Genomic DNA, 20,342 nt, shown 5'->3' on the forward strand with positions numbered 1-20,342 from the left:
GCGCTGAGGATGTGATATGTGATGCCTGTGAATACTGACTGCTGCGCAAATCCGCTCTGCGCTGGAGCGGTTTCCTGATCCATGGCGCAGGCGACGGAAGACTCCGATACCAGTACCGCCCTGTTCTGGCGCACGGCGCCGTTGGTGTTTCTGCTGTTCTGGTCTGGCGGCTACAGTTTCGCCAAGCTTGGCCTGGCGCATATCGAGCCCATGACCATGCTCGCATTACGCTATGGACTCGCGGCGCTCGCGCTTGTGCCGTTCCTTTTTCGGCGCAAGCTCAAATGGCCATCCGGTGCCCGGCACTGGGGCGCGCTGATGCTGACCGGTTTCCTTATCCAATGCGTTTATTTCGGGCTTGCCTATCTTGCGATGAAACGGGGGATGAACGCTGGCACCACCGCGATCATCATGGCCTTACAACCGATCCTGGTCGCGGCCCTCTCCCCTTTGGTCACCGGGGCCCGCAGCGGGCGGCATTTGTGGCTTGGCCTCGTCCTCGGCTTTCTCGGCGTGGTGATTGTCATTGCCGGAGGCCGGACATTGGGGCCGAGCCCCGCTGTCGCCGTGATCCTTGCCCTGTCGGCGCTCCTGGGCATCACGCTCGCGACGCTTTTCGAGAAATGGCACGGGCTGCGCACCGATCCGGCCATCGGTGGAGTGGTGCAATACGTCGTAGGTTTCGCGGTTTTAATGCCAGCCGCTTGGGCCACTGAGACCATGGCGATCGACTGGCATCCGGAACTGATCGTGTCGCTTGCCTATCTTGTAATCGCCAATTCGATCATCTCGATCGGGCTTTACATCGCGCTTTTGCAGCGCGGCGATGCGACGCGGATATCGGCGCTGCTCTATCTCGTGCCGCCTCTGGCGCTTTTTCTCGCCTGGGCAATCCTGGGAGAGGTCGTAACCCCCGCCGCCTTCGCGGGACTCGCGCTGTCGGCGGCGGGGGTCTATCTGGTCAATCGTCAGGCGGCGACCCAGCGGCCTGTGAAATCGAAGGCACCATCATAACCGAAGAGTGCTGCCGCGCCGCCGGTATGCAGGAAGACCACGCGCTCGCCCTTCTTGAAATGCCCCTTTCGGATGAGGTCGATGAAGCCAGCGGCACCCTTGGCAGAATAGACCGGGTCGAGAAGGATCGCTTCCAGTTCTGCGAACATACGGATCGCTTCCATGCCGCTTGCGGTCGGGATGCCGTAGCCCTCGCCGACATAGTCGGTATTCGCCACTACATCCTCGCGCTTTACGATCCCGGCGCAGCCGAGCTTCTCCGCCGTCGCGCAGGCGAGGTTGTAGACATTCTCTTCCTGCTTCGGCTTCGGCGCGCGGACGCCGATGCCCAGAAGCGGGATCTGCGCGTTCATCGCCTTCAGGCCCGTGATCAGGCCCGCCTGGGTCCCGGCCGAGCCGGTCGCGGTGACGATATGGTCGATCTTCATGCCGCTGTTGTTGACCTGTGCCAGCATCTCGAAGGCGCAGTTGACATAACCCAGCGCACCTGTCGGGTTCGAACCGCCGCCGGGGATCGTGTAGACCTTTTTGCCGTCGGCGCGCAGCTTGTCGGCCACCTTTTCCATCTCGGCATTCATGTCACCGCCGCCCGGGCGCTTTTCGGTCGTCGCGCCATGCAGGTGATCGAGAAGGACGTTGCCGTTGTGGTTGTAGTTTGCATTGTTCGACCCGGTGCGGTCTTCCAAGAGGATATGGCACTTCATGCCCAACTTTGCGGCGAAGGCGGCGGTCTGGCGGGCGTGGTTTGACTGGGTCGCGCCCTGGGTCATCACCATTTCCGCGCCCTGCGCCTCGGCCTCGGCCATCAGAAATTCCAGCTTGCGGGTCTTGTTGCCGCCGGTCGACAGGCCGGTGCAGTCGTCGCGCTTGATCCAGATTTCCGGCCCGCCAAGCTCCTTCGACAGGCGATCCAGCCGCTCCAACGGCGTCGGCAGATGGGCGAGGAAGTGGCGCGGGAAGCGGGCAAGATGCATGGGTCTCTCCGTGAGTTGCGTTTGATGACATATAGCTGCGCCCGACCCGCCAAAACAAATGCGAACTTCGCGAATTAATATTCCAAAGTTGCAAGTTGAGGCTCATTGAGCTATGCGCCCTGCATGCGGCTCGATTGGATCGACGATCTTCTGGCAGTGCTCGACACCGGCTCTTTTGCCCGGGCGGCCGAGATGCGCTGCCTGACGCAATCAGCCTTTACCCGGCGCATCCGGGCGATCGAGGACAGTATCGGGGCGGAGCTTTTCGACCGCTCTCGCAAGCCGGTGGAGCTGCTGCCCGCCATCCGGGCACAGGAGCCCGAACTGCGGGCGTTGGCGGCGGGTCTGCGCCGCTTGCGCGAGGGGCTGAAACGCGCAGGGCAAGGCAAGGGTGGAACGCTCTCGCTCGCCTGCCAGCATGCGATCACCACGACCGTCTCACCCCCCCTTGTCTCGGTTCTGGCCGAGACCGGAAATCACGCCGTACGGGTTCGTTCCGGTAATCGCGACGAATGCCTGCTGATGCTCCTGTCGGGTGAGGTCGATCTGGCGGTGATGTACGAATTGCCGGGTGAGCGCAGCCTGCCTGCCAGCCACGCCTTTGACACCGCCATTCTGGGCCGCGACCGCTTCTTGCCGGTCGCGGCCCCCGGAGTGGTCGGGGGAGAGGGCTGGCCCTTGATCGCTTATCCGTCCGATGTTTTTCTTGGACATGTCATGGAACGCGCCGTCCTGCCACGTGTCGCGCCCCATATCGGCTTTATCCGAAAGGCAGAAACCGCATTGACGCTGGCTGCCCTGCAATACGCGCTGAACCGGATCGGCATTGCCTGGCTGCCCGAAGCCCTGGTGAAGGAACCCTTGGAAGATGGGCGGCTCGTGACGCTGGACGACCGCCTGCCTGCTCAGGATCTCGACATCCGAATGATCCGCATTGCGGGCGAGGCGCGGCCCGATCTGCTCTCTGCCTGGGCGCAGCTTACCGGCTGAGCACCACGTCGGTATCCCAGTCCCGGCATTTTTCCGCGAGAGGGTCGGGCAATGGCAGGTCCGTGAAGACGCGACCGATTTCAGAGAGCGAGGCGATGCGGACCGGCGCGCGCCGTTCAAGTTTCGAAGCATCGGCGACAAGGCAGGTGGCGCGGGCCTGACGCAGGATTGCCCGGCTGACGCGCCCCTCCTGCGGGTCGAAATCCAGTAGGTCGCCATCAAGGTCCAGCGCCGACGTGCCGATGATCGCGTAATCCACCTTGAAATGCGAAATCGCCTCGGTGGTCAGGTCACCCACCAGCCCGCCATCCGAGCGGCGCAGGACGCCCCCCGCGACTATCACGTCGCAGCTTTCGTTGGCGGCAAGAATGTTGGCGACGTTCATGTTGTTGGTGACAACGGTCAGGTTGCGGTGTTTCAGCAGCGCTCGCGCCACGGCCTCGGTCGTCGTGCCGATATTTAGGAACAGCGAGGAATTGTCCCGGATCGTGGCCGCGCAGGCCGCGCCGATCGCGGCCTTGGCCTCGGCATTCATCAGCCGCCGTTCCTCATAGCCGATATTGGCGACACCGGCGCGCAGGACCGCGCCACCATGGACGCGGTCAAGTTGTCCGGCATCGGCCAGTTCGGTCAGATCGCGGCGGATCGTCTGAAGCGTGACGCCGAAGCGTTCGGCAAGGTCGTCCACGCCGACGCGCCCCTCGGCCCGCGCGATGTCGAGAATCTCGCTCTGCCGGAAACTGAGTGCCATTCCGTAGCTTCCTCTCCTTGCCCGACCTGCCGTTAAGGTGGGTTCAAACCCACCTTACAACGATCCGATACCGCATCTGATCGGCTTCGTCACGAAAAACGAACATTAACGAATACAAAAGTTGACAAAACGCGCCATACAGCGCGATAACCCGAACGGCATCCGTGGAGAATCCCCTTGGTTTCCGAACCCATCCCCGAACACGCCTATGACCTTTTCATCATCGGCGGCGGCATAAACGGCACCGGCATCGCCCGTGACGCGGCCGGGCGCGGGCTTTCGGTCGCGCTGGCCGAGATGGGAGATCTGGCGCAGGCGACCTCTTCGGCCTCGACCAAGCTCTTTCACGGCGGGCTACGCTATCTGGAATATTTCGAGATCGGGCTGGTGCGGAAGGCGCTGATCGAACGCGAGGTGCTCCTGAGTGCCATGCCGCATATCGCCTGGCCGATGCGGTTCATCCTACCCTATCATGAAGACATGCGGTTTGAGGGCGCGACACCCACCTCGCGGCTTCTTTCGGTCTTCATGCCGTGGATGCGCGGCCGTCGACCTGCATGGCTGATCCGGCTAGGGCTCTTTATGTATGACCACCTTGGCGGGCGGAAGATCCTGCCGGGCACGCAAACGCTTGACCTGTCCACGGACACCGCCGGGGCCGTGCTGAACCCCAAATTCCACAAGGCTTACGAATATTCCGACTGCTGGGTGCAGGATGCCCGTCTCGTGGTTCTCAACGCCCGCGACGCCGAGGCGCGTGGGGCGAAGATCATGACCCGGGCAAAAGTCGTCGACGCGCGCCGGGACGGGGATGTCTGGGAAGTGAAAGTCGCACTGAACGGCCGCACCAAGACCATGCGCGCGCGGATGTTGGTTAATGCAGGCGGGCCCTGGGTCGAAAGCATTGTCCGCGACACCGCGCATTTGAAGCCAAAAGCGCATATCCGGCTGGTCCGCGGTTCGCACATCGTGACGAAGCGGCTGTTCGACCATGACCGCGCCTATTTCTTCCAAGGCACGGACGGGCGGATCATATTCGCGATCCCCTATGAAGAGGATTTCACCCTTATCGGCACCACCGATCAGGACCATGATGGCGACCCGCTGGATGCGCACTGCACCGAGACGGAGCAGGACTATCTCTGCGCCTTCGCATCGGAGTACTTTGCCAAGCCCGTGACGCGCGACGACATCCTTTGGACCTATTCCGGCGTCCGTCCACTTTACGACGACGGCGCGAGTTCGGCGAGCGCCGCGACGCGGGACTATGTGCTTACGCTCAACACAGACGGCGCACCGGTGCTGAACGTCTTCGGCGGCAAAATCACCACCTATCGAAAGCTGGCCGAAGCGGCGCTGGCAAAGATTGCGCCGATCCTGAAAGTGACAAAGCCCGACTGGACGGCAGGCGTGCCCCTGCCGGGTGGCGACTTTCCGGTGAACGGAGTGTTGACGCTGATCGACGATCTGATGGAACGATATCCCTTCCTTGATGCCTTCACCGCGCGGCGGCTGATCCGGACATATGGGACCGAGGCCGCGCAATTGCTCGCAGAGGCGAAAGCCGCCGCCGATCTCGGCCGTGATTTCGGCGCAGGGTTGACGGAGGCGGAGGTCCGCTGGCTCATGGAGAAGGAATACGCAAGAACCGCCGAGGACGTGGTCTGGCGCCGTACGAAACTGGGGCTGCGCATGAGCCCGGCACAGATCGCGGCGCTTGACGCATGGATGGCGGAGGAGGGAGCGACATGACTTACATCCTCGCAATTGATCAGGGCACCACGTCGAGCCGGGCGATCCTGTTCGACGCCACGATGAAGGTGACGGCCGTCGCGCAGGAGGAGTTCACGCAGCATTTTCCGGCCTCGGGCTGGGTGGAGCATGATCCCTCGGACCTCTGGTCCTCGGTCGCTGCCACGACCCGGGCGGTGATCGAGAAGGCGAAGGTCCAGGCCAAGGATATCGCCGCCGTCGGCATCACCAACCAGCGCGAGACGACTTTGGTCTGGGACCGCAGAACGGGTGAGCCGATCCACCGCGCCGTCGTCTGGCAGGATCGCCGCACTTCGGATCTGTGTGCAAAGCTGAAGGCGGCTGGAAACGAGCCGATGGTGACGGAAAAGACCGGTCTCCTGCTCGACCCCTATTTCTCGGGCACGAAGCTCGCCTGGCTTCTCGACACGGTCGAAGGCGCACGCGCAAAGGCCGAGGCGGGCGACCTCTTGTTCGGCACCGTGGATTGCTTCCTGATCTGGAAGCTGACGGGCGGCAAGGTGCATGCGACCGACGCGACGAACGCGGCGCGGACGCTGATCTACAACATTCGGACAGGCGGCTGGGACTCAGACATCTGCAAGCTTCTGAACATCCCGATGGCTATGCTGCCAGAGGTGCGCGACTGCGCCGCTGATTTCGGTCATACCCGCGCCGACCTTTTCGGCCGCGAAATCCCGATCTACGGCGTCGCGGGTGACCAGCAAGCCGCGACCATCGGGCAGGCCTGTTTTGCGCCCGGCATGATGAAATCAACCTACGGCACCGGCTGCTTCGCGCTTCTGAACACCGGCGCCACCCCGGTCGCCTCGAAAAACCGGCTTCTGACCACTATTGCCTACCAGTTCGGCGGAAGACCCACCTACGCGCTCGAAGGCTCAATCTTCATCGCGGGTGCCGTCGTGCAATGGTTGCGTGACGGGCTGAAGATCATTCGCGAAGCGTCTGAGACTCAGCCGATGGCAGACAAGGCCGATCCCGCTCAGGACGTGGTGCTTGTCCCGGCTTTTGTCGGCCTCGGCGCGCCGTACTGGAACGCCGATTGCAGGGGAGCCGTCTACGGGCTGACCCGCAATTCCGGTCCGGCGGAACTGGCGAAGGCCGCGCTGGAAAGCGTGGGGTATCAGACCCGCGACCTTCTCGAAGCCATGCGCGCTGACTGGGGCGGGTCGGCCGAGGGCGTGCTGCGCGTCGATGGGGGAATGACCGCGTCCGACTGGGCGATGCAGTTCCTGTCGGACATCATCGGCGCGCCGGTGGACCGGCCGCAGGTGCTGGAGACAACGGCTATGGGGGCCGCCTGGCTCGCCGGATCGCGGGCCGGGGTCTACCCGGATGCCGAGGGCTTCGCCAAGAGTTGGGCGCTGGAGCGGCGGTTCGAACCGGCGATGGATGATGGCATAAGGGACGCGAAATACGCCCGGTGGAAACGCGCCGTCGCCGCCACGCTGACGGTATGAGCGCGCCCTTCACGATCCTTCAACCGAAACGTATCCGCTTTGGACGGGGCGAGGCGCGGGCCGCCGTTCCCGAAATCGCCGCGAAGGGACAGCGTATCTTTCTCGTCCACGGCCGCGACCGATCGCGGGCGGAATGGCTGTTACAGGTGCTGAAGGCCGAGGGTGCGGGCGTTCACCGTTATGGTTGCGCAGGCGAACCGACCCTGCCGATGCTCAATGAAGCGCTTAAGGACGCCCGAGGGTCCGACTGCGTGGTCAGTCTGGGCGGCGGGGCAGCCATCGATCTTGGCAAGGCGGTCGCGGCGCTCCTGCCTGCCTCCGGCACGCCGCTCGACTATCTCGAAGTCGTCGGGCGTGGGCAGCGGCTGGACGCCGACCCACTGCCTTTCGTGGCAATTCCGACCACCGCAGGAACCGGGGCAGAGGTCACCAAAAATGCCGTCATCGACGTGCCAGAGCACCGACGCAAGGTCTCGCTTCGCGATGACCGAATGATCGCCGAACTTGCAATCATTGACCCGGCGCTGACCGACGATTGCCCGCGCGGGGTCACACTCGCTTCGGGCCTCGATGCGATCACGCAGGTGATCGAGCCCTATCTCTGCACACGCGCCAATCTATACACGGATGCGCTTTGCCGGGCCGCGATCCCGAAGGGGTTGGCCGCGCTGCACCGCCTGATGGAGAGCGAGGACGCGGGTGCCCGGGACGGCATGGCTTGGGTCAGCCTGTCCGGCGGGCTGGCGCTTGCCAATTCGGGGCTGGGCGCGGTGCATGGGCTGGCGGGCGTGATCGGCGGCATGACGGGTGCGGCGCATGGCGCGGTTTGCGGCGCGCTGCTGCCGCATGTCCTGCGCGCCAACGGGGCGGTGGTGGCGGACACCAGTCGCTTTGACGACGTGGCCCGCTGGATCGGCGCCGTATTTGGAAGCGTCGGCGGTCTTGAACGCTGGATGCATGAGGCCGGGCTGCCTCGCCTGTCGGCGCAGGGACTTCATGCGCGGGATCATCACGTTGTGGCCGAGGCGGCGGCCGTTTCATCCTCGATGAAGGCCAATCCGGCGCCGCTCAATGCCGCCGATCTTGTTGCCGTGCTTGCCGCGGCGGGCTGATCCGGCATCTTCTATTGTTCCCGCCCCCCTTGCGGATTACATCGGTGCCCATGAAACGCTTCATCCCCTTTCTTAAATCGCCGCCGCGTGTCGCGGTGATCCGCCTGCAGGGCGTCATCTCGGCCGGTGGGCGAACCGGCGCGGGGCTGAACGACGCCACGCTCGCGCCGGTCATCGAAAAGGCCTTCAAACGCGGCAAGCCGGCTGCTGTCGCGCTGGTCATCAACTCGCCCGGCGGCTCTCCTGTGCAATCGGCGCTGATTGCCGCGCGCATCCGCAGGCTGGCGGAGGAAAAATCCATCCCCGTTCACGCGTTTGTCGAGGATGTCGCAGCGTCGGGCGGCTATTGGCTGGCCACGGCGGGCGACGATATCTGGGTCGATGACAGTTCGGTCATCGGCTCCATCGGCGTGATCTCGGCCAGCTTCGGCTTTCCCGAATTCCTGACCCGCCACGGAATCGAACGGCGGGTGCACACGGCGGGCAAGTCGAAAAGCTTCCTTGATCCGTTCCGCCCGGAGAAGCCTGAGGACGTTACGCGGCTGCGCGCGATCCTCGAGCCGATCCACGAGGCGTTTAAGGCACAAGTTTCAACCCGTAGGCAGGGCAAGCTGCCAGAGGGGCAGGATCTCTTCACCGGCGATGTGTGGGTCGGGCAGGCGGCAGTGGATCATGGGCTGGCAGATGGCGTCGCACATTTGGTGCCGACGCTGAAGGCAGTCTACGGCGACAAGGTCAAGATCGTGCCTTACGACGTTAAAAAATCCATCTTCCAGCGCTTCAGCGGGCGCATTCTGGGCGAGGCGATGGACCAGATCGAGGAACGTGCGCTCTGGGCGCGGTTCGGGTTGTGATATGATCTTAAAGATCATCTCGCTCTTTCTGATCTTCATGGCGGTACTCGCGTTGTTCGGACGGCTGCGGTTTCCGAAGCTTCCGGGCAAGACGGGCAAGACAGGTATGAAACGCTGCCCGGATTGCGGCCGACCGCTGATCGGCAAGGGCCCATGCGATTGCGGGGGCAAGGTATGACCGGTCGAGCACTGGTTACGGGGGCGGGGCGAAGGCTGGGGCGGGCGATGGTGCTGTACCTCGCCGGGCGCGGCTATGATGTGGCGATCCACTACGCGACCTCGGCCGCCGAAGCCGAGGCCGTCGCCGGGGAGGCCCGCGCGAAAGGCGTCAACGCCGCGACGCTTCAGGCCGATATCCTGAACGAGGCTGAGACGCAGGCGCTGGTTGGTCGCGCGGTAGATGCCTTGGGCGGGCCGCTCAATCTGCTTGTCAACAACGCCTCGATCTTCGAATACGACAATATCCGCACCGCGACCCGCGATAGCTGGGACCGGCATCTGGAATCCAACCTGCGCGCGCCTTTCGTGCTGACACAGGCCTTCGCCGCGCAGGCGCCGAAGGCAGAGGTTGTGGAGGGCGAAGCGCGATCGCAGGCACTTGTGATCAATATGGTTGATCAGAGGGTCCGGAAGCTGACGCCGGAATTCATGACCTATACGATTGCCAAGATGGGACTTTGGGCTCTGACCCAGACCTCGGCCCGGGCTTTGGGGCCTGAAATCCGCGTCAATGCAATCGGCCCTGGATCGACGCTGAAGGGCGAGAAGCAAAGCGAAGAGCAGTTCCGGGCGCAACGTGCGGGGTCCGTTCTCGCGCGGGGCGCGAACACGGAGGACATCTGCGCAGCCTTAGGGTATTTCCTCGATGCACCCGCTGTGACGGGCCAGCTGCTGTGCGTCGATGGCGGTCAGCATCTGGGTTGGCGGACACCCGATATTTTGGGTGTGAACGAGCGAAATTCGTAACGAAATCAGGCCTCGCCCCCTTGACTTGTCCACTCGTAACGGGCGCGTAACAAAGCTGTCACGATTCTGTCAATATTTTCAGGGATTTGCGGATATCACGAAAAAAAATGTTAATTTTCAGGCCTTTGTGGTGCTGCCTAAAAATTAGGCAAAGCAACGAAGCCTGCTGAAAACAACGAGAATTTCCGGGTGCCCAATTCTTTTCACCAGACTTATCCACAAAATCCGTGGACAGGTTTTCTCTTGATCCAGGGCGCGTAAGATTGCAGCCGAAGCAGGGAATCGGTGTGAAATGAGGGGAATGCAAAGGCATGGCTGAGGTGACGTTGGGGAAGGAAAGCGGCCATACTCTGATCCAGTCCTATCTCAAGTCCCTGACCGCGCAGCCGGGCGTCTACCGGATGCTCGATGCCGAGGGCCGGGTGCTCTATGTCGGCAAGGCTCGCAACCTCAAGGCGCGGGTATCGAACTATGCCCGTCCCTCCGGCCATTCGGCGCGGATCACCCGGATGATTCATGCCACCCATTCAATGATGTTCCTGACGACGCGGACGGAAACTGAAGCGCTGCTGTTGGAACAGAATCTGATCAAACAACTAAAGCCTTATTTCAATGTACTTCTTCGCGACGATAAGTCTTTTCCCAACATCCTGGTGTCCAAGGAACATGCCTTCCCGCAGATCAAGAAGCATCGCGGGGCGAAGAAGGAAAAAGGCGACTATTACGGCCCGTTCGCCAGCGCCGGCGCGGTGAACCGGACGCTGAATCAGCTTCAGAAGGTCTTTCTGCTGCGGAATTGTTCCGATTCAGTTTTTGCCTCGCGCACGCGGCCTTGCCTGCTTCATCAGATCAAGCGCTGCGCCGCACCTTGCGTGGGTTACGTGGACGAGGCCCAGTATTGCGCTCTTGTCGCAGATGCGGAGCGGTTCCTTCAAGGACGCTCGACCCAAGTGCAGGCCAAGCTGGCCGAAGAGATGGCTGCGGCCTCAGAGGCGCTGCAGTTCGAACGCGCCGCGGCTCTGCGCGACCGGATCAAGGCGTTGACCCAGGTGCAGCAGGTGCAGGGCATCAATCCGCGCGGCGTGGCCGAGGCCGACGTGGTCGCGCTTCACATGGAGGGCGGGCAGGCCTGTGTGCAGGTCTTCTTCATCCGCGCCAATCAAAGTTGGGGCAACCGCGACTTCTACCCAAAGACCGGGTCGGGTGCGGAAGAGGCGGAGGTGCTGGAAGCGTTCCTGGGCCAGTTCTACGCCGACAAGGAACCGCCGCGCCTCATCCTGCTCAGCCATCCGATCGAGGATGCAGACCTGATGACGCAGCTTCTGTCGGACAAGGCAGGGCGCAAAGTTGAGATTGCCGTGCCCCAGCGCGGCGAAAAGGCCGAGCTTGTCGAAAACGCCGCCCGCAACGCGCGCGAAAGCCTTGGCCGACGGATGAGCGAAAGTGCCGCCCAGTCGAAACTGCTGGAAGGGCTTGCCGAGGCGTTTGATCTCGACGCCCCGCCGCGCCGGATCGAGGTCTACGACAACTCGCACATCATGGGCACGAATGCCGTCGGCGGCATGGTGGTGGCCGGGCCAGAGGGTTTCGTCAAAAGCCAGTACCGCAAGTTCAACATCAAGGGCACCGAGCTGACGCCCGGCGACGATTTCGGCATGATGAAAGAGGTGCTGACCCGCCGCTTCCAGCGCCTTCTGAAGGAAGACCCCGACCGCGAAAGCGAGGCATGGCCCGATCTGTTGCTGATCGACGGCGGCGCCGGACAGGTCTCGGCTGTGGCAGGGATCATGGAAGACCTCGGGGTCGAGGATATTGCGATGATCGGTGTCGCCAAGGGTGTCGACCGCGATGCGGGGAAAGAGGAGTTTTACCGCCCCGGCGCGCGCCCCTTCGCGCTGCCGCACAATTCACCGGTGCTCTACTTCGTCCAGCGCCTGCGCGACGAGGCGCATCGCTGGGCGATTGGTGCGCACCGGAGCAAACGCGCGAAATCCATTGGTGCAACGCCGCTCGACGATGTGCCGGGGATCGGGGCAGCACGAAAACGCGCGCTGTTGCAGCATTTCGGCTCTGCAAAGGCGGTCAGCCGTGCGGGCCTCGACGACCTGATGGCCGTCGAGGGAATCTCAGAGAAGGTGGCGCAGACCGTCTACGACTTCTTCCACGCCGGGGGGTGAAGCGCTGTCAGCCCGAATGGTGGTCGCAGGTCACCGCCGGGTTGAACGGCACGTCGACGCCATTCGGGTTGTCGCGGAATATCCACACATGCTGGTCGAAATGCGGCATAAAACCGTGGGCTTCGTCTCCTGCCGTCGCGGGGTCGTCCGACATGTGGTCCCATTTGCGCCCGTTGAACATGGGTGGTTCCGCGTTGCCCGCATCGGTCCACGCTTTCTCAAACACGAGGTTCTCGATGCCGACCAGTTCCATCGACCCGTCCGCCTGAGGTTCATAAAGCAGGATCGCCGGAGCCGTGAAGTCGGTATGGGTACTGCCGCCGTCCACACGGTCGCCACCTTGGGCAATCTGCAAAAGGTCCGGCCGCAGATAGTGAATGCCCATGGCGCCCCATTCCGCGGGAAGCCCTTCATGCGCTGCAGAGATGCAATGGCCAGATGGGTCCGGGATGAACCCCTCGGCAAGGGCGACGTTCACGTCCTGGTACTTTTCGGTCGCCGCACGAAGTGCATCTAGGTCATAATCATCGCCGAAAGCTGCAATCGGCGTACAAAGCAGTGCGGACACTGCGAAACCCATAAATCGCATTCTGTTCCCTCCCATTTTGCCGGGTTCCATCGCGTCGCGACTCGCCCCGACCGGTGAAAACTGTACCATGATCGAATTGACGGCGTTTAATATTCTCGGGAATCAGAATTGAGGCTGGCGTCTATCAGGCCCTGCTCACCCCTATATCTGAAGAGCGCCAGTGGTTATCGCACGGATCGCGCGTGTTCTTTTTCTCTCATGAGGCAACGTTCGGCTTGTGTCGCCACATCGAAGAAAACCTTGCTACTGGCGCACCGGAGTGAAACCGATTCAGACCCCCTTTCCCCTGAGTCCGGCAATGGGTAGTGTGCGGCCATGACATGGACGATCCCGAACATCCTGACGGTTCTCCGTCTCTTCGCAGCGCCCGGTATTGCGTTGATGTTCCTCTATTTTCATCGTCCGTGGGCCGATTGGTTCGCGCTTGCCCTGTTCATCACCGCGGCGATCACCGATTTCTTTGACGGATACCTGGCACGGGCCTGGAAACAGGAATCCAAATTCGGCGCTATGCTGGACCCGATCGCTGACAAGGCGATGGTCGTGATCGCAATCATGGTGATTACCGGCTATTCGGGAATGAATCCCTGGCTAATCCTGCCTGCTACGGTGATCCTCTTCCGCGAGGTCTTTGTCTCGGGCCTGCGCGAGTACCTTGGCGCCACGGCTGGGCTCCTGAAGGTCACGAAACTCGCCAAGTGGAAGACCACGGCGCAGATGGTCGCCATCGCGATCCTGTTCCTCGGCACCGGGCTTGAGCATCTCGAAGGCATCGCGCGGCGAGGTTTGACGACTGAGGAATATGCCGAATTGGTAACGGCCGGGCTTGCCGATCCGATCCGCTCCTGCGGGGTGCGCGGCTGTTCGTCCTATGCGACCATGGCAGGACTGGCCTTGATCTGGGTGGCGGCGGTGCTCACATTCCTCACGGGATGGGACTATTTCCGAAAGGCCCTGCCATTCCTCAAGGATGAGGCATGATTGACGTACTCTACTTCGCCTGGGTCCGGGAACGGATCGGCGTTCCGCGCGAGCGGATCGAGACCTCGGCGGTAACCGTCGCCGATCTGGTCGAGGAGCTGAAGGCGCGCGAGGACCGCTATGCGGCGGCCTTCGCCGACACCTCCGCCCTGCGTGTGGCGCTCGATCAGGAACTGACGGAGTTCTCTGCGTCCCTATCAGGTGTGCGCGAGGTGGCGTTCTTCCCGCCGATGACAGGCGGATGACGATGCGCGTCCTGGTGCAGTCCAAGCCTTTCGACTACGGCGCCGAGTGCGCAGGCTTCGGGCAAGGCGGACGCGATGTGGGCGCGGTCGTCACCTTCCTTGGCGTGGTACGCGATGACAGCGGAAGCCTCGCCCGGATGGAGATTGAGCACTATCCGGGCATGACCGAAAAGGCGATCGCCGCGATCGCCGACGAAGCGAAGACCCGCTGGCAGCTTGCCGATGTCCTCGTTATCCACCGCCACGGCACTCTTGAACCGGGCGAGGCGATCATGATGGTTGCAACAGCCGCGCGCCACCGCGTTGCCGCGTTCGAGGCGGCCGAATTTCTGATGGACTACCTGAAATCCCGGGCGCCCTTCTGGAAGAAGGAAATCGGTCCGGAGGGCACCGGCTGGGTTGCCGCCAGGGATGAGGACGAGACGGCGCTTTCGCGCTGGCGTCCAGAACGTGGATGACGAGACTATCCCCCCGCCTTGAAGCGGCTGACGCCCCGGATCAGCTAACAGGAACTGCGTGGGCGTTGTGTAATGGTAAGCCCCGCTGTCGTCCACGCGAGCACCTTGAGTTTCAGGGCGCGTATTCGAATTAATAACTATATGAAATAATTTAATAATAAATCGCGAGGCGCCTCGTCAGGTTGCGCGCGGCATCATGCGGTTCCCCGTGGAATGCTTGTCGCCGGCACATCCCGAAAAAGCGCGGACCGTATTGATAAGGAGCCTCCGGTTCGGTTCCTGATTCAACTTTGGCGGCGGCGGTCTGGTGCCGCGAGTGGCCTTTCTGATCGTCGATTTCCTGATCTGCTCGCTAGTTTTCGGGACCTTGCTGATTGTCTAGGCTGTTAGAATGCCGCCATCGCCGTTAACCACGACCTCATACAAAACGCGGCCGCCGGATAGACACCAGGAAATCACAATATCGACCGCATGAAGCAATGACGAAGGGGATACAGGCACATTGGGTTGTGCTCATCAGCCTTCAACACATTGTTGCAAGGAAACCACATCAGCGTGCCGGGATGGATATTGGGTTACGCCAGGGTACAAGCGAAAATGCAATATTTCACAGGCTATTGCAAGATTTGGTGGCAGCCCGTAGGGGAATCGAACCCCTCTTTCCAGGTTGAAAACCTGGCGTCCTAACCGATAGACGAACGGGCCACGTTTGGCGTGCGGCGGTGTTTAGGCGGTTGCGGGATGACTCGCAAGAGGATTTTTGCAGATTTTTGCGCAAAACCCAAATCAACTGCGCGCCGCGTCTTCGAGCCTCAGTTGCGGGCGGGACCGGCCCTGCCAGTGGTTCAGTTCCAGCCGTCCCGCGAGGTGAAAGCGCATGCCGCCGTGGCTGTCGAGCAGCGGCCCGAGCGGCCCGTCGAACGCGCCGAAGGCGATGGCATCAAGGGGGGCGGACATCCCGTCGGAAAAGCTGATCTTCAGGTGGTTTTCGCCGACCCGCCGCGCATGGGTGATCGCCATATCGGCAAAGGCGAAACGGGGCGCGGGGGCGCCCTGGCCGAAAGGGCCAGCGCGCTCGATCTCCTCGATCAGGCCGGGAGTAACGGCTCCCGGCATGAGGAGTCCGTCCAGGCGCAGGTCGCGCGGGCCCTGGCGGTCCGCTCCTTGCCGGGCAAGCAGGTCGGAAAGCCGGTCCATCGCCGCAATCAACCGGTCGCGGGCGACTGTGAGACCTGCCGCCATCCGGTGGCCGCCGCCCTTGATCAGAAGACCCTCGGCCGCCAGACGCTGCACGGCGGCGCCGAGATCGACGCCTTCGACCGACCGGCCCGAACCCTTGCCCTCATCCCCATCAAAGCCGATGATCACGGCCGGGCGGTTCGTCGCCTCCTTCAGTCGCGCTGCGACGATGCCGACGACGCCGGGATGCCAGCCATCATCGGCGGCCCAGACGAGGGCTGTCTCCAGCCCGCGCGTCTCGGCTTGCGCCAGTGCAGCATCACGCACCCGGTTCTCGATCTCGCGTCGTTCGGTGTTGAGCGCATCGAGCCGCTCAGCAAGCGCCGCCGCCTCATGCGGGTCGTCGGTGGAAAGAAGGCGTGCGCCGAGATCGGCGGCACCGATGCGCCCGCCGGCATTGACGCGGGGACCAAGCAGAAAGCCTAGGTGATAGGGCGTGGGCGCCCGATCCATCCGCGCCACATCGGCGAGTTTCGTAAGCCCGATCCGCTCCCGCCGCGCCATCACCTTCAGCCCCTGCCGCACCAGCGCCCGGTTGACGCCGACTAGCGGCGCGACATCGGCGACGGTCGCGAGCGCCACGAGGTCGAGCATGGCCATCAGGTCGGGCCCCTTGACGCCGTCCTCGCGCAATTGCCGGTTGGCCTCGACCAGCATCAGGAAGACGACCGAGGCGGCGCAGAGATGCGCGAGCGATCCGTCTTCGTCCTGCCGATTGGGGTTCACAACCGCGAGGGCTGGGGGCAGGGTTTCAGCCCCCAGATGGTGATCGAGCACGACGACATCCGCCCCCTTGGCCGCTGCAATCGGATCATGGGAAAGCGTGCCGCAATCGACGCAGAGGATAAGGTCGTGATCCAGTGCCAGTGCCGCCATCGCGGGCTCGTTCGGGCCATAGCCCTCGTCGATGCGGTCGGGTACATAGAGCGTGGCCTTGCAGCCCATGGCGCGCAGCCAGATGATGAGAAGCGCGGCGGAGGATCCGCCATCGACGTCGTAATCGGCAAATACGGCGATCCGTTCACGCCCCTTCACCGCCCTCAGGAACCGGCCTGCCGCCGCCTCCATGTCCTTCAGCTTGCGCGGATCGGGCAGCAGGTCGCGCAGTTGCGGCTCAAGGAACCCCGGTGCCTCGGCGGGCACCACACCGCGCGCGACCAGCACGCGGGCCAGCGCCATCGGCAGGCCCGTCTCCTGCACCATCGCCTCGGCCAGCCGGTCGGCTTCCACCGTTGGGCCGACCCAGCGGCGGCCCGTTGCAGACTTTTCGACGCCTAGAAATGCGGTCATGCGCCTCCCGATGCGAGGCCCATGCCTCGCCTCTTCTTCTTGGCCCAAATACTCCGGGGACCCGGGGGTGGAACCCCCGGCCGCCGCGTCACTTGATCGGGTTGCGGTAGATCATCCGGCGGACGGAACCGGTCTTTGACCGCATCAGGATCGTCTCGGTCTCGATGAAGTTCGGTTCGCGCTTCACGCCCCGGACGATAGAGCCATTGGTGACACCGGTCGCCGCAAAGATCACATCGGCGCGCACCATCTCGTCCCGCGCATAGATGCGGTTCAGGTCGGTGATCCCGGCCTTGGCCGCCCGGCCACGCTCGTCGTCGTTGCGGAACAGCAACCGGCCCCAGATCTGCCCGCCCATGCATTTCAGCGCCGAGGCCGCCAGCACGCCCTCCGGCGCGCCGCCCGAGCCCATATACATGTCGATGCCGGTGATCTCGCTTTCCGCGCAGTGGATGACGCCTGCGACGTCACCGTCGGTGATGAGCCGGATCGCCGCACCCGTGGCGCGAATCTCGGCCACGATCTCCTCATGGCGCGGCCGTTCGAGGACGCAGACGGTGATATCAGTCGGCTTGCACTTTTTGGCCTTGGCGAGTTCCACGACACGCTCAGTCGGGCTCATTTCAAGGCTGACCACGTTCTTCGGCAGGCCGGGGCCGATGGCGAGCTTGTCCATATAGACATCGGGCGCATGCAGGAGTGTGCCGCGCGGTGCCATGGCGATGACGGTCAGGGCGTTCGGCATGTCCTTTGCGGTCAGCGTCGTGCCTTCAAGGGGATCCAGTGCGATATCGACCTCGGGTCCCTGACCCGTACCCACTTCCTCGCCGATATACAGCATCGGTGCCTCGTCGCGCTCGCCTTCGCCGATGACGACGGTGCCCTTGATGTCGAGCAGGTTGAGTTGGTCGCGCATCGCGTTGACGGCAGCCTGGTCGGCGGCCTTCTCGTCGCCCCGCCCGATCAGGCGGGCCGAGGCATGGGCGGCGGCTTCGGAGACGCGGGCGAGGCCCAGCGAGAGCATGCGGTCGTGGAATTCCTGGGCGTCGGCCATGGTCTGTCCCTGTAAGGTCGGTTTCAAGCATCTAGCCGGTCAGCGGCCCACGGGGCAAGGCCCCGGGGCCCTACCGGTCAGACGGATTCGATGCGGATCGCCACCGGTTCGGTGACCACAACGCCGGTTGCGGGCAGGCGTTTCAATGCGTGGTCGATCGCGTCGCGCGTGGTTTTGTGCGTGACGATCAGCACGGGCGCCGAAGTATCGGCATGTCCATACTGCCGCATCCGGTCGATGGAGACGCCTTCCTCACCCAGAATCGTCGCCACCTTGGCGAGCGCGCCCGGCTTGTCGGACAGTTCCATGCGCAGGTAGTAGGGTGCGGGCGCGGTGGCCTTGGCGGGTACCGGATCGGCAAGCGAGGTCGCGGGCTGGCCGAAGGTCGACACCCGGCAACCGCGGGCGATCTCCACGATATCGGCCATGACCGCCGAGGCGGTCGGGCCTTCGCCCGCGCCCGGCCCGCGCAGCACGATCTGGCCGACGCTGTCGCCTTCCAGCACGACCATATTGGTGCCGCCCTGCAATTGGCCCAGCGGGCTGTCGGCGGGCACGAGGCAGGGCGACATGCGCTGTTCGAGGCCGCGGCCCGTCATCTGCGCGACGCCCAAAAGCTTGATGCGGAAATCCATGTCCGCGGCGCGGCGGATATCGTCGATCGAGATGCGGCCGATCCCTTCCAGTTCCACTGCGTCGAAAGACACCTTGGTGCCGAAGGCGATGGAGGCCAGAAGGCTCAGCTTGTGGCCCGCGTCGATGCCACCGACGTCGAGATTCGGGTCAGCCTCCAGATAGCCCAGTTGGCGTGCTTCCTCGAAAACTTCTGCGTAAGCCAGGCCCGCGTTTTCCATCCGGGTCAGGATGTAGTTGCAGGTGCCGTTCATCACGCCCATGACGCGGCGGATTTCATTGCCCGCGAGCCCTTCGGTCAGCGCCTTTACGACGGGGATGCCACCCGCCACCGCGGCCTCAAATCGGATCACCCGACCTTTGGCCTCGGCGGCCACTGCGAGTTCCTGACCATGGACGGCCAGAAGCGCCTTGTTGGCGGTGACGACGTCTTTGTCGGCAGCAATGGCGGCCTCGATCGAGGCCTTGGCCACACCGTTTTCACCGCCCATCAACTCGACGAAGACATCGACATCCTCGCGCTTGGCGAGCGCGACGGGATCGTCCTCCCAGCCGTATGCAGAAAGGTCGGCATCGCGGTTCTTCGTACGGCTGCGGGCCGAGACAGCGGAAATCGAAATGGCCCGTCCGGTCCGGCGGGCGAGGAGCTCGGCGTGGTTCTGCACAATCTTTACGGTGCCGATGCCCACCGTGCCGAGGCCGGCAATGCCAAGACGCAGGGGGTTGGACATGGGAAACTCCGTCAGAAAGGGTCGGCTCAGCGCCAGTCGTCGCGCGGTGTTAGCCTTTCGCGCGGGCGCATGCAATCTGTCGGGTGCCGCACCGCGCCTTACGGCCTAGATATCCGTGGCTGAGAGCAGTGCCGCCCGCGCCCTGAGCGCCGCCGCGCGGGCCGCCAGCGCCTCGGTCGGGTCGGCTTCGGCGGGGGGCGGGGCGGTGAGGTCCTCGATCGGCAGCAGGACCGGCCAGTCTGCCTGAGTCGTGGCCGCGCGATCCCCTTTGGGCAACGCGGCGCAGCCTGAAAGGACCACGGGCAGAAGAACGCAGAGAAGGGTCGCAGATCGCATCGGGGTCTCCGGTTGGCGGGGCGACTTTACTCTCTGCTCTGCGCTGAGGACAAGCGCCTGTGGCGCATCGCGCTTGTATTGAACGTTTGTTCATATAACATAGGGCCATGGCACGAAAAACCGGATCGCATTCTGAAATCACTGGTCCCCGAATTCGCGCGGCTGCGTTGAAGCTATTTGCCCGACATGGGTATGCCGCCGTGTCCATGCGCCAGATCGCTGCCGAGGTCGGGGTGCAGGCGGGGGCGCTCTACCTTTACACGCCCGACAAGGAGACGCTGCTTTTCGAGCTTCTGAAAAGCCATATGGACGATCTGATCGCCGCATGGGACGCGGAGGCGACTGGCGGGACGCCACTGGACCGGCTTGAGGCCTTCGTCCGTTTTCATATCCGCTTCAATCTCGACCGGCCGGACGCGGTTTTCCTGTCCTACATGGAGTTGCGAAATCTCGGGGATGAGAATTTTGCAATCATTGAAGGCTTAAGGCGCGAATATGAAAACCGGCTGGAGCGGATATTGCGCGCGGGGCACGAGGCAGGCGCATTTTCCACCCCGGACACGAAACTCGCGACCCTCGCCATCATCGCCATGCTGACCGGGGTCAATACATGGTACCGGGAAGGTGGACGGCTGAGCCGCGACAGTGTCGGCGACATCTATTGGGATATGGTCAGGAAGGCTGTTGCGGCCTGACAGACCGTAACAATTCCGGA

At 63.2% G+C, this 20,342-nt stretch carries 20 protein-coding genes and 1 tRNA gene; 13 read left to right on the top strand and 8 right to left on the bottom strand.

What is annotated here, in order from left to right:
- The first annotated feature begins 81 nt into the window (after positions 1-81).
- Positions 82-1,014, top strand: a complete 933-nt coding sequence (locus OEZ71_RS19415) for a DMT family transporter (RefSeq protein WP_263741738.1) — start codon at positions 82-84, stop codon at positions 1,012-1,014.
- On the opposite strand, the gene cuyA is transcribed toward OEZ71_RS19415, so the two are convergent.
- Complete coding sequence (gene cuyA, locus OEZ71_RS19420) at positions 969-1,988, bottom strand: D-cysteate sulfo-lyase (protein WP_263741739.1); 1,020 nt, start codon at positions 1,986-1,988, stop codon at positions 969-971. The genes OEZ71_RS19415 and cuyA overlap by 46 nt on opposite strands.
- A 123-nt stretch (positions 1,989-2,111) precedes the next feature.
- Here cuyA and OEZ71_RS19425 point away from each other — a divergent pair, with 123 nt between their 5' ends.
- Positions 2,112-2,978 carry a LysR family transcriptional regulator gene (locus OEZ71_RS19425; protein WP_263741740.1) on the top strand — a complete coding sequence of 289 codons (867 nt, stop codon included), beginning with the start codon at positions 2,112-2,114 and terminating at the stop codon, positions 2,976-2,978.
- Here OEZ71_RS19425 and OEZ71_RS19430 read toward each other — a convergent pair.
- Positions 2,968-3,729, bottom strand: coding sequence for a DeoR/GlpR family DNA-binding transcription regulator (locus OEZ71_RS19430; protein ID WP_263741741.1), 762 nt, complete (start codon positions 3,727-3,729; stop codon positions 2,968-2,970). The genes OEZ71_RS19425 and OEZ71_RS19430 overlap by 11 nt on opposite strands.
- Positions 3,730-3,900: 171 nt before the next feature.
- On the opposite strand from OEZ71_RS19430, the gene glpD reads away from it, so the two are divergent.
- The 7 genes from glpD (at position 3,901) to uvrC (ending at position 12,071) form a co-directional block, all read left to right on the top strand.
- Positions 3,901-5,481: a glycerol-3-phosphate dehydrogenase gene (gene glpD / locus OEZ71_RS19435; protein WP_412175663.1), complete on the top strand. Its 1,581-nt coding sequence runs from the start codon at positions 3,901-3,903 to the stop codon at positions 5,479-5,481.
- Positions 5,478-6,962 (top strand): glycerol kinase GlpK, encoded by a 1,485-nt coding sequence (gene glpK / locus OEZ71_RS19440; protein WP_263741743.1) that lies wholly within the window; start codon positions 5,478-5,480, stop codon positions 6,960-6,962. The genes glpD and glpK overlap by 4 nt, the downstream gene beginning before the upstream one ends.
- Positions 6,959-8,074, top strand: a complete 1,116-nt coding sequence (locus OEZ71_RS19445) for an iron-containing alcohol dehydrogenase (protein WP_263741744.1) — start codon at positions 6,959-6,961, stop codon at positions 8,072-8,074. Before glpK ends, OEZ71_RS19445 begins: the two co-directional genes overlap by 4 nt.
- A 50-nt stretch (positions 8,075-8,124) precedes the next feature.
- Positions 8,125-8,928, top strand: coding sequence for a S49 family peptidase (locus OEZ71_RS19450; protein WP_263741745.1), 804 nt, complete (start codon positions 8,125-8,127; stop codon positions 8,926-8,928).
- Position 8,929: 1 nt separating this feature from the next.
- Complete coding sequence (locus OEZ71_RS19455) at positions 8,930-9,106, top strand: hypothetical protein (RefSeq protein WP_263741746.1); 177 nt, start codon at positions 8,930-8,932, stop codon at positions 9,104-9,106.
- Positions 9,103-9,894 (top strand): SDR family oxidoreductase, encoded by a 792-nt coding sequence (locus OEZ71_RS19460; RefSeq protein ID WP_263741747.1) that lies wholly within the window; start codon positions 9,103-9,105, stop codon positions 9,892-9,894. The genes OEZ71_RS19455 and OEZ71_RS19460 overlap by 4 nt, the downstream gene beginning before the upstream one ends.
- Positions 9,895-10,205: 311 nt before the next feature.
- Positions 10,206-12,071 carry an excinuclease ABC subunit UvrC gene (gene uvrC, locus OEZ71_RS19465; protein WP_263741748.1) on the top strand — a complete coding sequence of 622 codons (1,866 nt, stop codon included), beginning with the start codon at positions 10,206-10,208 and terminating at the stop codon, positions 12,069-12,071.
- A 7-nt stretch (positions 12,072-12,078) separates the two neighbouring features.
- Here the strand turns inward: uvrC and OEZ71_RS19470 are convergent, their stop codons facing one another.
- The gene (locus OEZ71_RS19470) at positions 12,079-12,660 is read right to left on the bottom strand and encodes a hypothetical protein (protein ID WP_263741749.1); all 582 of its coding nucleotides are present in this window, start codon (positions 12,658-12,660) and stop codon (positions 12,079-12,081) included.
- Positions 12,661-12,975: 315 nt separating this feature from the next.
- Between OEZ71_RS19470 and pgsA the strand changes: the two genes are divergently transcribed.
- The 3 genes from pgsA to OEZ71_RS19485 are packed head-to-tail and all read left to right on the top strand — an operon-like array spanning position 12,976 to position 14,344.
- Positions 12,976-13,641 (top strand): CDP-diacylglycerol--glycerol-3-phosphate 3-phosphatidyltransferase, encoded by a 666-nt coding sequence (pgsA, locus tag OEZ71_RS19475; RefSeq protein ID WP_263741750.1) that lies wholly within the window; start codon positions 12,976-12,978, stop codon positions 13,639-13,641.
- Positions 13,638-13,886, top strand: coding sequence for a molybdopterin converting factor subunit 1 (gene moaD, locus OEZ71_RS19480; RefSeq protein WP_263741751.1), 249 nt, complete (start codon positions 13,638-13,640; stop codon positions 13,884-13,886). Before pgsA ends, moaD begins: the two co-directional genes overlap by 4 nt.
- Before the next feature lie 2 nt (positions 13,887-13,888).
- A complete protein-coding gene (locus tag OEZ71_RS19485; protein ID WP_263741836.1) occupies positions 13,889-14,344 on the top strand; it encodes a molybdenum cofactor biosynthesis protein MoaE in 456 nt (151 codons plus the stop codon).
- 630 nt (positions 14,345-14,974) lie between these two features.
- On the opposite strand, the gene OEZ71_RS19490 is transcribed toward OEZ71_RS19485, so the two are convergent.
- From OEZ71_RS19490 to OEZ71_RS19510, 5 genes are all read right to left on the bottom strand, one after another.
- Positions 14,975-15,049: transfer RNA gene (locus OEZ71_RS19490), tRNA-Glu, on the bottom strand.
- 81 nt (positions 15,050-15,130) lie between these two features.
- A complete protein-coding gene (gene recJ / locus OEZ71_RS19495; RefSeq protein WP_263741752.1) occupies positions 15,131-16,873 on the bottom strand; it encodes a single-stranded-DNA-specific exonuclease RecJ in 1,743 nt (580 codons plus the stop codon).
- 88 nt (positions 16,874-16,961) lie between these two features.
- Positions 16,962-17,927 (bottom strand): class II fructose-bisphosphatase, encoded by a 966-nt coding sequence (gene glpX, locus OEZ71_RS19500; protein ID WP_263741753.1) that lies wholly within the window; start codon positions 17,925-17,927, stop codon positions 16,962-16,964.
- 77 nt (positions 17,928-18,004) lie between these two features.
- Positions 18,005-19,291, bottom strand: coding sequence for a homoserine dehydrogenase (locus OEZ71_RS19505; protein WP_263741754.1), 1,287 nt, complete (start codon positions 19,289-19,291; stop codon positions 18,005-18,007).
- A gap of 105 nt (positions 19,292-19,396) precedes the next feature.
- Positions 19,397-19,627, bottom strand: coding sequence for a hypothetical protein (locus tag OEZ71_RS19510; protein WP_263741755.1), 231 nt, complete (start codon positions 19,625-19,627; stop codon positions 19,397-19,399).
- Between the two features lie 107 nt (positions 19,628-19,734).
- Here OEZ71_RS19510 and OEZ71_RS19515 point away from each other — a divergent pair, with 107 nt between their 5' ends.
- Positions 19,735-20,322 carry a TetR/AcrR family transcriptional regulator gene (locus tag OEZ71_RS19515; RefSeq protein WP_263741756.1) on the top strand — a complete coding sequence of 196 codons (588 nt, stop codon included), beginning with the start codon at positions 19,735-19,737 and terminating at the stop codon, positions 20,320-20,322.
- The last annotated feature ends 20 nt before the right edge of the window (positions 20,323-20,342 follow it).

The organism is Albidovulum litorale (assembly GCF_025751495.1).
In the GTDB taxonomy this organism is placed as follows: domain Bacteria; phylum Pseudomonadota; class Alphaproteobacteria; order Rhodobacterales; family Rhodobacteraceae; genus Albidovulum; species Albidovulum litorale.

What these genes read in the sequence shown, in the direction of transcription:
- OEZ71_RS19515 (WP_263741756.1), top strand. Translation starts at nt 19,735, where the DNA reads ATGGCACGAAAAACCGGATCGCATTCTGAAATCACTGGTCCCCGAATT.
- OEZ71_RS19425 (WP_263741740.1), top strand. Translation starts at nt 2,112, where the DNA reads ATGCGGCTCGATTGGATCGACGATCTTCTGGCAGTGCTCGACACCGGC.
- OEZ71_RS19460 (WP_263741747.1), top strand. Translation starts at nt 9,103, where the DNA reads ATGACCGGTCGAGCACTGGTTACGGGGGCGGGGCGAAGGCTGGGGCGG.
- OEZ71_RS19445 (WP_263741744.1), top strand. Translation starts at nt 6,959, where the DNA reads ATGAGCGCGCCCTTCACGATCCTTCAACCGAAACGTATCCGCTTTGGA.
- recJ (WP_263741752.1), bottom strand. Translation starts at nt 16,873, where the DNA reads ATGACCGCATTTCTAGGCGTCGAAAAGTCTGCAACGGGCCGCCGCTGG.
- OEZ71_RS19505 (WP_263741754.1), bottom strand. Translation starts at nt 19,291, where the DNA reads ATGTCCAACCCCCTGCGTCTTGGCATTGCCGGCCTCGGCACGGTGGGC.
- OEZ71_RS19450 (WP_263741745.1), top strand. Translation starts at nt 8,125, where the DNA reads ATGAAACGCTTCATCCCCTTTCTTAAATCGCCGCCGCGTGTCGCGGTG.
- OEZ71_RS19430 (WP_263741741.1), bottom strand. Translation starts at nt 3,729, where the DNA reads ATGGCACTCAGTTTCCGGCAGAGCGAGATTCTCGACATCGCGCGGGCC.
- glpK (WP_263741743.1), top strand. Translation starts at nt 5,478, where the DNA reads ATGACTTACATCCTCGCAATTGATCAGGGCACCACGTCGAGCCGGGCG.
- uvrC (WP_263741748.1), top strand. Translation starts at nt 10,206, where the DNA reads ATGGCTGAGGTGACGTTGGGGAAGGAAAGCGGCCATACTCTGATCCAG.
- OEZ71_RS19470 (WP_263741749.1), bottom strand. Translation starts at nt 12,660, where the DNA reads ATGCGATTTATGGGTTTCGCAGTGTCCGCACTGCTTTGTACGCCGATT.
- OEZ71_RS19455 (WP_263741746.1), top strand. Translation starts at nt 8,930, where the DNA reads ATGATCTTAAAGATCATCTCGCTCTTTCTGATCTTCATGGCGGTACTC.
- glpX (WP_263741753.1), bottom strand. Translation starts at nt 17,927, where the DNA reads ATGGCCGACGCCCAGGAATTCCACGACCGCATGCTCTCGCTGGGCCTC.
- pgsA (WP_263741750.1), top strand. Translation starts at nt 12,976, where the DNA reads ATGACATGGACGATCCCGAACATCCTGACGGTTCTCCGTCTCTTCGCA.
- OEZ71_RS19415 (WP_263741738.1), top strand. Translation starts at nt 82, where the DNA reads ATGGCGCAGGCGACGGAAGACTCCGATACCAGTACCGCCCTGTTCTGG.
- cuyA (WP_263741739.1), bottom strand. Translation starts at nt 1,988, where the DNA reads ATGCATCTTGCCCGCTTCCCGCGCCACTTCCTCGCCCATCTGCCGACG.
- OEZ71_RS19485 (WP_263741836.1), top strand. Translation starts at nt 13,889, where the DNA reads ATGCGCGTCCTGGTGCAGTCCAAGCCTTTCGACTACGGCGCCGAGTGC.
- moaD (WP_263741751.1), top strand. Translation starts at nt 13,638, where the DNA reads ATGATTGACGTACTCTACTTCGCCTGGGTCCGGGAACGGATCGGCGTT.
- OEZ71_RS19510 (WP_263741755.1), bottom strand. Translation starts at nt 19,627, where the DNA reads ATGCGATCTGCGACCCTTCTCTGCGTTCTTCTGCCCGTGGTCCTTTCA.